Source organism: Bacillus sp. FSL W8-0640, assembly GCF_038007725.1.
Taxonomy (GTDB): Bacteria; Bacillota; Bacilli; order Bacillales; family Bacillaceae_G; genus Bacillus_A; species Bacillus_A cereus.
In genome coordinates this window covers 3317637-3329879 of sequence record NZ_JBBOXT010000001.1, presented here as the reverse complement: position 1 = coordinate 3329879, position 12243 = coordinate 3317637, and the positions used below count along the sequence as shown (strand labels likewise).

Here is a 12243-nt window from a genome sequence, read left to right as displayed (position 1 = left end):
AAAGTGGACTGACGTTTCAGAATAACATATCGATGGATTAACCCAATAGCCATAAATACAAGGTTTTAATTTTTCAAAGGGCACCTAATTTAATATTATTGTCCCGCTTTTTTATACTTATTGACGCGTTAAATCCATTTAAAATGCTCCTTAATGGCGTTGGGCGTGACCTTCATTAAAATTTTTTAAACCTAATGGGACTTACCATTAAGAGGGCGAGGATTAAAGTAATCCATGCATTACTATATGAAAACAATGCCATACCAGCCAATGATAATCCTGCAGCTGGAATAGGTAATCCCTTAAAATATCCAATAGTTGGTTTAATACTAAATTTAGCTAATCTTAAAGCACCCATTGTTGGGAATAGGATAAATGCCAAAGAAGTTAAAATAGAAGGTGTTGCTATCGTATGAAATAAAAGCGCAGGAGCGACGCCGAAACTAACAATATCAGCTAAGGAATCCAATTCTATGCCAAACTCACTGTTCACTTTTAATTTTCTTGCAATTCTTCCATCAAGAAAATCTAAAACAGCTGAAAAGAAAATGAGAATGGAGGCTGCTCCTAAATATTCACTCATATTCAAGGTGATTGAGAAAACACCGCACAATAAATTTCCAATCGTAAATAAATTCGGTATAACTTTTACAAGCTGATTAAACAAGTTTGTTCCTCCTAAATTAATTAAACTTCACATTTCTGTAGCAATTTCTATATATTCTTCCGTTATTCTTAAAAATATATGACCACTGTATTACTGTAAGCTAATTAAATTTCGATAAGAGAAAAATTGATTTCTTAAATGTTCCACGGGTTTATAAAAATGTTTAATCATTTTCAGTACGCGTTATTGAATATTAGCACCTGATAGTTGATATTTCGAGTAGTCAGGGATTTTCCGGTTCTGGTGCAAAAAATTAAAGGTAATTAAAAATAATCTCTAAAAAGGAGACATAATGATACTATTATTTTAAAAAGGTTCGTGGTTGGTATCGAATATAAAAAAATAGAATTTTTATACAAAAATCACCCGAAAGGGTGCCTTTTGTACCTCTTAAAATGACTGAAGATGTGTTTACTTGAGTTCATTAGGTAGTTAGAGGTTGATAGACTATCTTTAACGAAAATGTTGAGTAGTTCATCTTCATTATATATCAATTTAATAATGATTGGGGATTTAGAAAGTTCCATGGAAAGTACATATCAACCTGATTGGAAGATTGGAAATTTAATAACTGGTGATACATTTTACTTAACGCAACATTTTGGTGCGCAAATGAAAATTTTTAAAGTCCACACAAATGGTACCCTAGAACGATTCCAAACAATAGAACCAGAATTAAAATAAAGTTTTTGTAGCATCAATTAAATTCATTTCTTTTTATGCAAACACACTTTCAGCGGAACTAACTTCTTCACTATTTTGCGCTGGAAAGACTTTATAAAAAATGGTTACGTTTTCTGATCTTGAAATAACCCTCTCAAATTGCAATCCTGCTTTTTCTAAAAGCTTTACTGCATCAACAATAGAAGTAATTGCTACAAAAGTTTTTCAAATAAAATTTATAAAAGCTTGATAGGTAATACCAAGGGAAAAGACCGTAGCTACTATATGTGCAGTCCATTTAGGCATATTTAAATTTAATACGGTATTGTACAACATTCCATATACGATACAAATGATTAATATGAATGCAATGAATTGAAGAACTAATAAAAATAGCGGTTGTTCCATTTATTCTCACTTCCTTTATTTGATATATTAATATAATTTATTTAAATGTGAAAGTTTTATTTCTATGAATTTCCAAAAAATGTGATATGAAAGGCATAGTAGTAATCACAAGAATTACTGCAAAACTATAAATGGAACTAAAAGTATTATGACGAGATCAGTAAAATAGTAAAGAAAGGTCACCATTCACGGCGACCTTCTTTACTATGCGTTATACCCAAATAATTTTAAATCTTCTCCTGAATCTGAAATGATTTTCTCAAATCGTAATCCTACTTTTTCTAAAAGCTTTCCTGAGGCGATGTTATCTACAGAAGTAATTGCTACAATTCGTTTCATGCCGAGCTTTTGTACACCGTATTCGATTATCGCAGAAGCTGACTCGTAGCCATATCCTTTTGAACGGAATGTCTCTAAAAAGGCAAACCCGATATCAACGTCTTCTAATGAATCTCTTTTAATAAGGCCACACATACCAAGTGGAGTGAGATCTTTTTTTCGTTCTACTAAGTAAAGGCCGAATCCAAGTTTGTTATACATATCGATGGGACCGTTTACAATATAATTTTTTGCATCTTCTAAGTTACTAACTCCTTTGTCACCGATAAACTGAATCCATGCAGGATCGTTTACTAACTCAAGAATAAAAGGAGCGTCTTTTATATCAAACCAGCGAAGATTAAGACGTTCAGTTTCAAGAACTATCAATAATTACACCACCTTTAAAAAGTTATAACAATTAGTATGGATTGTGTAAAACAAAAGTGCAACATATTTTAATGGGGGTGTTTGTTCACATAAAGTTCGTTTGTTTTGTATAGAGAGATATCTTATAATTAGGATTGATTGTAAAGAGTGAGATGCTTATACAATGACTCCTAGGTGACTAGGAGTTTTTACTATATAACTATCATTATTACTAAATATGACACACTATACATTCTACTCAAGGAGGTACATAATGAAGAAATTATATAATGCATCGTTTACGTATTTGATTATCGGTTTATTATCAGGGATTTTCGCTAGGGAGTATGGTAAGTATAAAGGGATTTTAGGGTCTACTTTGTTAAATCTTTTGCATACGCATACACTTGTACTTGGCTTTTTCTTCTTTTTAATTGCTTTAGGATTAGCAAAAGTATTCGCGTTTCATGAAGTGCAAGGGTTTAATAAGTGGTTTGTTTTACATAATATTGCATTAACATTAATGTTAGGTTCGCTAGCAGCGAGAGGGCTTCTTCAGTTAAATGGAGCTGACTTTAAAGGGTTAACTTATATTGTAGGATTTTCTCATTCGTTGATGGCAGTTACTTTAATTTGGTTTATGTTGTTAATAAAGAAATCGTTTAAAATGTAGTGAAAAAGAACTTGTAGCGTGTGCTGCAGGTTCTTTTTTGTATGTTCAGGTTTAATAATCTTATTTTTCTAATTATTTTGTATAAAGATGGTATACTTGTTTTAAAATTAAAAAGGAGAGTTGATTATGGAAATAACAATTGAACATGTAGTAAATGAATTAAAAGGCATACTTCCTGAAGATCGAGTAGTAATAAATATGACAGTACGAGAGTTACATAGTAAAGATGAATCTTACCATAGTAGTAGTTTACCTGATGTAGTTGTTTTTCCAAAAACGACCGAAGAAGTTAGCGCGATAATGAAAATAGCGATTCAGCACGGAACAGCTGTCGTTCCATTTGGAGTAGGGTCCAGTTTAGAGGGACATGTAATTCCTTACGAAAAAGGAATTACAATGGACTTTTCTCTTATGAACAAAATACTTGAAATAAGAGAAAAGGATTTTCTTGTGAGAGTACAGCCAGGGGTGACGCGCTCTCAGCTTAATAAAGAATTGAAAAAGTATGGATTATTTTTTAGTGTAGACCCAGGAGCTGATGCAACGTTAGGAGGAATGGCTGCTACAAATGCGAGCGGAACGACAGCGGTAAAGTATGGGGTAATGCGTGATCAAGTTCGAGATTTAGAAGTCGTTCTTGCTGATGGAGGAGTAATACATACCGGGAATTTAGCGGCGAAGTCATCATCAGGTTATCATTTAAATGGTATTTTCGTAGGCTCAGAAGGAACACTTGGATGTTTCACGGAGTTAACTTTAAAAGTATACGGTATACCAGAACATGTTATGGCTGCGAGGGCATCGTTTCCAACTATAAATGATGCAGTAGAAGCTGTAATTAACATATTACAAGCAGGTATTCCAATCGCGAGAATTGAACTCGTTGATGAATTATCTATGAAACAAGTAAATTATTACAATGAAACAAGTTACAGAGAAGAACCGACACTGTTTTTAGAGTTTCACGGCAATGAAGCAGGGTTAAAGCAAGATATTGAATTTACGAAAGAAATCGTTCTTGATCATAAATGTATAGAAATTGCGTTTGAGACGGAAACAGCAGCGAGAAATAAGCTGTGGGATGCAAGACATAACTTAGCGTACTCTTACGTGCATAGTTATCCTGGTAAAAAGCTAATGAGTACAGACGTATGTGTACCAATTTCGGAATTAGCTGGAGCGATTCAACATGCGAAAGAGGTATTACATAAAGTAGGGCTTATTGGCGGTATTCTCGGTCATGTTGGGGATGGGAATTTCCATGTACTCTTAATGATTGACACAAATGATAAGGAGGAAGTGAAGAAGGCAGACGAAATAAATGAAAGTATCGTTCAGTATGCTCTTAAACGAGGAGGAACGTGTACAGGAGAACATGGCGTTGGAATCGGGAAACGAAAGTATCAAGAAGAAGAACATGGGGCGGCATTATTTGTAATGGAGAAAATAAAGAAAGTTCTTGATCCGCAAAATATTTTGAATCCGAAAAAGGTGTTTCAATTAAAAGATAGGGGCTGAGTGGATGAAAGTACTAGAAGCGATAAGTAATATAGCTGGAAAGTATATTGCATTGTGGACCGGCTGCTGCACTCCCAAGTGTATTAGCGGCAGTATGGCATAACATTGCAGGGCCAATATTAGCAACCATCTGGTCAAAAAATACAAAGAATACTTTCAGCGATGAAAATGTATCAATAAATATAGAAAAATAGGAATGATAAATAATGCAAAAACGTATTGTACATTTTGAAGGAATGGTTGTATTTTTAGCCACGATTTATATGTATTCAATATATGAGTTTAGTTGGATTATATTTTTTGTATTCCTTTTAGCGCCGGATCTATCAATGTTAGCATATGGGATTAATAATCACGTTGGTGCGAAAATATATAATGTATGTCACACATATATCATATCCATATTAATTGTTCTAATAGGTGTCTATTTTAAGATAGATACCGTTATAATGATTGGCTTAATATGGACAGCACATATTGGAATGGATCGAATGTTTGGATATGGATTGAAATATGAGACGGATTTTAAGGATACTCATATTCAGAGGTTATAAGAAAAAGTATTCATATTTATAGCGGGTCTATTAAAATATTGAGCAAAATTCAGTGAATGAATTTCGTTCAATTGTTGAGAAATATATATATAGATAGATATAAATAATCGAATTATGTTATTTTTATGATAATTAAAAGAAGGAGAGTGGATTTGATGAATATACAAATCACTGGCAATGAATTAATTAATAAGATGCTGAATGATTGGTATCGAGATATTAGAGCTCAACGTATAAGTGAAGCAAAAAAATTAAAAGAAGAGATCGATAAAAAGCTTTATATTATCGAATCAGATATAAAGGTTTCATTTCACTATTATCTGTTAGAATTTCGATATAAAGTGCTAATAGATGGTTTAGGTAATTTGAAAAAAGCTTTTGATAAAATAGATGCATTGCCTAAACCAAATGATGAATATTCTAATTATTATTATTATTTATTCAAAGCCATTCATTATACAATTCTTACTAATTATAGTGAAGCTAGCAACTATTTTGAAAAAGCTGAAGGGTTATTAGAGCATATTTCAGATGAAATTGAATATGCAGAGTTTAATTATAGAGTTGCTATATTAAAATACCACTTGCATTACGCATATTCAGCTATTGAATACGCTTCAAAGGCAAGAGATATCTTTGTTAAACAAGCAGGGTATGAAGTGAACATAGCGCTGTGCGAAAATATATTAGGATTATCTTTTTCGGAATTAAAGCAGCATGATAAAGGTGAGGAATATATTGCGTCAGCAATAAACATTTTACAAAAAAATGATGCAGAAATGTTAGTATTAAGAATCAGACATAATTTAGGTTTATTGTATGCGAGTCAAAATCTTTCAGTTTTAGCAATTAGACACTTATCTGAGGTTTCTAAAAAAATGCCTACTCATTATAAGGCAATCTTTTTAGAGGCAAGAGAATATTATAAATTAGGTGAAATAGAAAAAGCGAAGGAATTAATTGAAAGTGGATTGAAGGTTTGTGAGGAATTAAAAAATGATGAATATAGATATCACTTTTTAATTCTAAAGGGATTTTGTCAGCATTTAGAGGTAGAAAAAATAGAAAAAATTATTCTTGAAGGTTTTTCTTACTTTGAAAGAAAAAATTTATCGGAGTATATTCACGAATATACTGAAAGTCTGGCATTAGAGTTTCATAAAGTAGGTAATATAGAAAAAGCAGAAAAGTATTTTTTTATGAGTTATGAAATAAAAAAGAGAATATTTGAAAAAGAAGCATTAAAATAAAGAAAAAACTTGGATTATCTATAATGGGAATAGCAGCTGGAGTTATGGGGTTTTATGGTAGAAGGTCTTTGCAATAAATTAGCTCACAGTGGATATGGTGGAACGTTTATAATTATAAAACCTAATGAAAATCCATATGCTGTCTCTGAAGATACAACGATGCCTGCAAAACAAACCTTCTATTGAACGTGGGTAATTAAACAAGTCACAAATTATAATTTGTGACTTGTTTAAGGTTGGATACTAAATGTGTTGCTTTCAATATTGAAAGCAACTTTTAAGTTTGTGATTAATAGTTAACTTAATAAATTTTGGGTTAAAATAAAAACAAATTTTTAATCAAGTCCCACAAAAAGTACGATAAGGGCGATTCGTCGGTGCAGGCGGAATGCAGTATTCTTCTTGATCTGTCGAATACGCATAAGGGTTTGATAAAGCTTCAAGAAGTTTCTCCATTACGCTATAGTCTCCATTTGTAACAGCTGCTTCTAGTGCTTCTTCTACACGATGGTTCCTCGGGATGATGGATGGGTTATTATTTTTCATCATCTCGTAGGCGTTTTCTTTCGATTGTTCTTGTCTTTCTAATCGAGATTGCCACAGTTTGTACCATTCTTTAAATTCAGGACTTTCAAATAGAGCTGTATTTTCGATAGCATCAAGAGTTAATGAACGGAATGTATTTGTGTAATCCGCTTTATATTTCTCCATCATTTTTAAAAGTTGCTCAATAAGTGAGTGATCTTGTTCTTCGTTGCTAAATAGTCCTAATTTCTTTTTCATTCCAAGGAACCACTGTTTTTCATACTGTACGCTAAATTTCGAAATTTCGTCTTGAGCGATTTTTAATGCTTCTTCTTCATCTTCGTGCAGAATTGGTATTAAAGATTCAGCTAGTCGTGCGAGATCCCATGCGGCCATATATGGTTGATTTCCATATGCATAACGACCTTGTGTGTCAATAGAGCTAAATACGGTTCCTTGGTCGTAATTGTCCATAAATGCACAAGGACCGTAATCAATTGTTTCGCCACTGATCGTTATATTGTCAGTGTTCATTACGCCGTGAATAAATCCAACAAGTTGCCATTTTGCGATAAGACTGGCTTGTCTTTTAATGACTTCTTGTAGTAATGCAGTATATCGGTTTTCATGAGCTTCAATTTCTGGATAATGCCTTTTTATCGTATAGTCAGCTAGCGATTGAAGATCCTCGATTGAGCCACGAGCTGCAGCATATTGAAATGTACCGACGCGAATATGGCTACTAGCTACTCTAGTTAAAATTGCTCCAGGTAACTTTGTTTCACGATAGGTTGGTTCACCGGTTGTGACAACTGCTAAACTGCGGGTAGTTGGAATATCGAGTGCATACATTGCTTCGCTAATAATATATTCACGTAGCATCGGACCGAGTGCAGCACGACCATCTCCTCGGCGTGAATAGGGAGTAGGGCCAGAACCTTTCAGTTGAATATCGAAACGCTCACCTGAAGGAGTAATTTGTTCGCCAATTAAAAGAGCACGACCGTCGCCTAACATATTAAAATGTCCGAATTGATGGCCAGCATATGCTTGAGCTAATGGATGAGCTCCTTCTGGGAGTGCATTACCAGCGAAAATAGCAATTTCAGCTTCCTTTTTCAGTTCTTCAGGGGTCAAGCCAAGAGATATCGCTAATGAATGGTTTAGTTTAACTAACTCCGGTGAACTTACGGGAGTAGGGGGGATTTCTGTATAAAATGATTGTGGTAAAGTCGTATAACTATTATCTAAATTCCAACCTGTTTCATTATTTTTAGTCATTGTATCTCCTCCTTTTTGTATTTTAAGTTATGTATTTGTACGTATGTATTCTTTGTAAAGTTAACTAAAAGTATAATATAATATTTCCCCTTGCAATCTATTGTAAGGACTTCATTGCACTATGTCTATTTAACAGCAAATTTAAAACCTCCATTTTAAGAAAATGGAGGTTTTATTATTATTTAATTTTTACAATTATTTTTCCTTTTGCTCTTCCAGACTCTGAATATTCCATTGCTTTTTGCGCATCTTCAAAAGGGAAGACTCGATCAATTACCGGTTTGATTTTTCCGGCTTCAATATAGTTTGCAATAGTACGTAATTGATCCCCGCTTGGCTTCATAAATAAAAATGAATATTGAGCATTATGCTTTTTTTCAAGTGCAGTAAGTTTTTTGCTGGCTAATGAAAATAAGAGAGTTTTAAAGAATCCTGAACCAAATTCTTTACCGAAGCGAGCATTCGGCATACCTGAAACTGAAACAATGTTTCCTCCGCTTTTTATAATATTGAATGATTTTTCAAGTGTTGCACCGCCGATTGTATCAAATACCGCATCATAATTTTTTAGTATATCTTCAAATTTTTCTGTTTTGTAATTAATAATTTCATCTGCGCCAAGAGACGTTACTAAATTTGCACCAGCTTCACTAGCAGTCGTTGTAACAGTAGCACCCATTATTTTTGCTAACTGAATTGCGAAAGTACCAACACCACCGGATCCAGCGTGAATTAAAATCTTTTGTCCTTTTTGTAATTGCATGATGTCATGTAATGCTTGATATGATGTTAAGCCAACAAGTGGAATCGAAGCCGCTTCCTCAAAACTTAAATTTTTTGGTTTTAAAGCAATATCATCTTCATGAATGGCTATATACTCCGCGAAAGTACCAATCTTATTTTTTCTTGGACGAGCATATATTTCATCACCGACTTTAAAACGAGTCACTTTTGATCCAACCTTCGTGATGACACCGGAAAAGTCATTCCCAAGGATTAGAGGCATTTCATATTTCAGTAACATTTTAACTTTTCCGTCGCGTATTTTAAAATCAATTGGGTTAATACTAGCTGCATGAATTTCTGCGAGCACTTCATACTCATTAATTTCAGGAGTAGGTACCTCTGCCATACACATTAGGACTTTTCCATATCTATCAATTATCATTGCTTTCATTTCTTATACCTCCAAGTTTTAATAAAAGTTTTGCAATAGCTTCTCAATATCTAATACAAGATTTTTTAATAAACCTAATTTTGTACGTATATCAATATAATAAAAATTCTTTGTACCTTCTTTTCTCATTAAAATAATGCCAGCTTCTCGTAAAATCTTAAGGTGATGTGATACGGCTGGACGGGACAGGTGTGTTTGCTTCGTGATTTCTCCTACACGTAATCCTGTTTGACATTCCGTTTCCATTAGCACTAATAAAATAGCTTGACGTGTTTCATCACCAATTGCCAATAATACTTTTTGAGAATCAATAAAATCTTTTTTTATAATATTTAATTGTTCTTGTTTATTCATTTCAATCACTTTGCCTCCAGGTAATTAGTCGAAAGGTTTAAGATGATGAACCATTACTTCGATACGGTAATGCTACATGATTGTTGTATAAGCTGCAATATTGGGAAAGAAAATCGAGACGAATGAATTTTTTATTGTTGAAAATTATAGGGAGATAGAAAAGGGATTGGAAGGATTACATAACACAATAGATGAAGTTTTAAAAACAAAAAATGATGTAACAATAAAATAAGCGGTCGTAACCTTGTATAATCCATAAGGTTACGACCGCTTATAATGTTTGTATTATTTTTGATTTTTACGATAGAACATGGTTCAACGTAAAGTACATTCTTTTGTTTTACACTTTCATACAGACACAATTCAGGTGGATTATAGATGTATGAAAAGGTAAAAGGAATTTTGGGGCGTAATCTATCTATATGATAATTCAAAATGAAATATAAGTCTATATTTTAATGTTTTTTTGGATTATATTTATGTCACTGAGCTCAGAACAATGATGTGGAGGGTAAATATATGAAATCGAATTATGTACCAGTTTTAATTGTTGGAGGGGGATTATCTGGGTTAGCGTCTGCGTTATTTCTTGCAAAACATAACATTGAGTACTTACTTATTGAAAGGCATCCGTCTACTGCCATTCATCCGAAAGCAGGCGGTCTTACTTTACGTACAATGGAGTTATTTCGAGAATTAGGCTTGGAACAAAGAATTAAATTGGCAGGTAAAGCATTAGAGAACTGCAGAGGAAGAATAGCGGTTCATACAATAGCTGAGGCGAATAAAGAAGAATTGGAACAAATGAGAGCGACGCAATACGGAAACGATGAAGAGTTACTTCAAAAAATAGAAAAGATTAGTCCATCAAAACAAACTGCGTGTTATCAAATTATTTTAGAAGAGATGATGTTACAAGAAGCGAAAACATTAGGCGAGCAACTATCTTTTTATCATGAATTAGTTTCATTTGAACAAAATGAAAACGGGGTAAAAGCAACGATTCGAAATCGTGAAACAGAAAAAGAAAGTGTCATACATTGTGACTATGTAATTGCAGCGGATGGAGCGAAAAGTAAAATACGTGAGCAGTTAGGGATTAAAACTGAGGGTCGTGGAACCATTGGTGGCTATTATATGAATATTTATTTTGAAGCTGATTTAAGTGAGTTTATACAAGGAGATGCATTCGGTTTTTCGATGGTACTTCATCCGGAGGTTCTTGGTGCACTTATCCCGGTTGATAACGTAAAAAAATGGATTTATCATGTAGCCTACGATCCATTAAAAGGAGAGGGGCTAGAGGACTTCACTATAGAACGTTGTAAACAAATTATTCAAATAGCAATTGGAAGTACAAATGTTGAATCAAAAATATTAAGTGTTTTACCGTGGGAAGCCGCTGAAAGTACAGCGGTGAAATTTCAAGGAAATCGAACCTTTTTAGTTGGCGATTCTGCACATATTATGCCGCCAACAGGAGGATTTGGTTCAAATACAGGAATACAAGATGCGCACAATCTAGCTTGGAAATTAGCGGCTGTTATAAAAGGGAAGGCAAAACCAAAATTGTTAGAAACATATCATGAGGAGAGACACTCTGTTGCAAAATTAACGACAGCTTATGCAAGTAGTTTACTGTTTCGTGCTGCGAATAGAGAGGAAGGCAGTTTGAATAATATGGATGGTTTAGCTGTTACAGTTGGATATCAGTATTGTTCAGAGGCGATTATAGATGATTCAGTCACTCCGCATAGAATGGATAGCATAGAGTTGAACGGAAGACCTGGAACGCGAGCGCCACATTTATGGGGAACGTATGAGGGGAAGAAAGTTTCTACATTAGACTTATTCGGTAACAGTTTTGTATTACTTACAGGAGTAGAAAATAGTTCTTGGGCTGAGGCAGCACATGCTGTTTCAGCTAAATTAGGAATACATCTAAAAGGGTATCGTGTTGGCTTAAGTGGAGACTTTATTGTTCCAGAAGATATTTTTAGCAAATTATATGGTATAGAGAATGGAGGTGCTGTATTAATTAGACCAGATGGCTTTATCGGATGGCGTTCGGAAAAAACGGTAGTAAATCCAGATATAGTATTGGAAGAGGTAATGAGAAATTTATTATGTGATTTTTAAGTAACTACAGAAATATTGTTTTATGTACTTCACTGTACTGAAAAAAATATTCACAAATTTCAATAGGTTTGATATGATTAAATTCGACAAGTTAATAGAGGCCGGAGATATTTGAGAAAAGCCATAAATTTATTTAGGGATACAGGAGTGTATTCTAAATAATTTATGGCTTTTTTTATTGAATGAACCGTACAAAATAGGGAGTTACATGTGAAAAGGAGGGCTATAGAAATTAAATAGGATAATACTAGTTTTCTATATTAATAATATAGAAAACATTTGTAAGATTGGAATTTTAATATAGGTTTATAAAAATAATGAAAGTGTGTCTTCTATTTCGTGTAAAT

At 33.5% G+C, this 12243-nt stretch carries 13 protein-coding genes and 1 pseudogene; 8 read left to right on the top strand and 6 right to left on the bottom strand.

Translation table 11 applies throughout. The annotated features are described in order from the left end of the window. Positions 1-175: 175 nt before the first annotated feature. The gene (pssA, locus tag N2V80_RS17220; RefSeq protein WP_061655026.1) at positions 176-667 is read right to left on the bottom strand and encodes a CDP-diacylglycerol--serine O-phosphatidyltransferase; all 492 of its coding nucleotides are present in this window, start codon (positions 665-667) and stop codon (positions 176-178) included. 501 nt (positions 668-1168) lie between these two features. Between pssA and N2V80_RS17215 the strand changes: the two genes are divergently transcribed. Next, on the top strand, positions 1169-1351 hold the full coding sequence (locus N2V80_RS17215; protein WP_002000399.1) for a DUF5065 family protein: 183 nt from the start codon (positions 1169-1171) through the stop codon (positions 1349-1351). A 204-nt stretch (positions 1352-1555) separates the two neighbouring features. Here N2V80_RS17215 and N2V80_RS17210 read toward each other — a convergent pair whose 3' ends face one another. Beyond that, complete coding sequence (locus N2V80_RS17210; protein ID WP_000437513.1) at positions 1556-1738, bottom strand: hypothetical protein; 183 nt, start codon at positions 1736-1738, stop codon at positions 1556-1558. Between the two features lie 204 nt (positions 1739-1942). Next, on the bottom strand, positions 1943-2446 hold the full coding sequence (locus tag N2V80_RS17205; protein WP_000636208.1) for a GNAT family N-acetyltransferase: 504 nt from the start codon (positions 2444-2446) through the stop codon (positions 1943-1945). A 253-nt stretch (positions 2447-2699) separates the two neighbouring features. Here N2V80_RS17205 and N2V80_RS17200 point away from each other — a divergent pair, with 253 nt between their 5' ends. The 6 genes and pseudogenes from N2V80_RS17200 (at position 2700) to N2V80_RS17175 (ending at position 6606) form a co-directional block, all read left to right on the top strand. Further along, on the top strand, positions 2700-3098 hold the full coding sequence (locus N2V80_RS17200; RefSeq protein WP_000737896.1) for a DUF2871 family protein: 399 nt from the start codon (positions 2700-2702) through the stop codon (positions 3096-3098). Positions 3099-3224: 126 nt separating this feature from the next. Continuing rightward, positions 3225-4616, top strand: coding sequence for an FAD-binding oxidoreductase (locus tag N2V80_RS17195; RefSeq protein ID WP_000406571.1), 1392 nt, complete (start codon positions 3225-3227; stop codon positions 4614-4616). 50 nt (positions 4617-4666) lie between these two features. Beyond that, positions 4667-4810: pseudogene (locus N2V80_RS17190) on the top strand (bile acid:sodium symporter family protein); the annotation flags it as partial. Positions 4811-4822: 12 nt separating this feature from the next. Then, positions 4823-5170, top strand: coding sequence for a DUF4260 domain-containing protein (locus N2V80_RS17185; RefSeq protein ID WP_001172063.1), 348 nt, complete (start codon positions 4823-4825; stop codon positions 5168-5170). A gap of 155 nt (positions 5171-5325) precedes the next feature. Continuing rightward, positions 5326-6420: a response regulator aspartate phosphatase gene (locus N2V80_RS17180; protein WP_001025499.1), complete on the top strand. Its 1095-nt coding sequence runs from the start codon at positions 5326-5328 to the stop codon at positions 6418-6420. Positions 6421-6474: 54 nt separating this feature from the next. After that, positions 6475-6606, top strand: coding sequence for a hypothetical protein (locus N2V80_RS17175; protein WP_000229164.1), 132 nt, complete (start codon positions 6475-6477; stop codon positions 6604-6606). A 153-nt stretch (positions 6607-6759) separates the two neighbouring features. Here N2V80_RS17175 and N2V80_RS17170 read toward each other — a convergent pair whose 3' ends face one another. From N2V80_RS17170 to N2V80_RS17160, 3 genes are all read right to left on the bottom strand, one after another. Next, on the bottom strand, positions 6760-8226 hold the full coding sequence (locus N2V80_RS17170) for a protein adenylyltransferase SelO (protein WP_061655024.1): 1467 nt from the start codon (positions 8224-8226) through the stop codon (positions 6760-6762). Positions 8227-8404: 178 nt separating this feature from the next. After that, complete coding sequence (locus N2V80_RS17165; RefSeq protein WP_061655022.1) at positions 8405-9403, bottom strand: NADP-dependent oxidoreductase; 999 nt, start codon at positions 9401-9403, stop codon at positions 8405-8407. Between the two features lie 18 nt (positions 9404-9421). After that, on the bottom strand, positions 9422-9766 hold the full coding sequence (locus N2V80_RS17160; RefSeq protein WP_000571870.1) for an ArsR/SmtB family transcription factor: 345 nt from the start codon (positions 9764-9766) through the stop codon (positions 9422-9424). 510 nt (positions 9767-10276) lie between these two features. Here N2V80_RS17160 and N2V80_RS17155 point away from each other — a divergent pair. Beyond that, a complete protein-coding gene (locus N2V80_RS17155) occupies positions 10277-11896 on the top strand; it encodes an FAD-dependent oxidoreductase (protein WP_061655020.1) in 1620 nt (539 codons plus the stop codon). Positions 11897-12243: the final 347 nt, after the last annotated feature.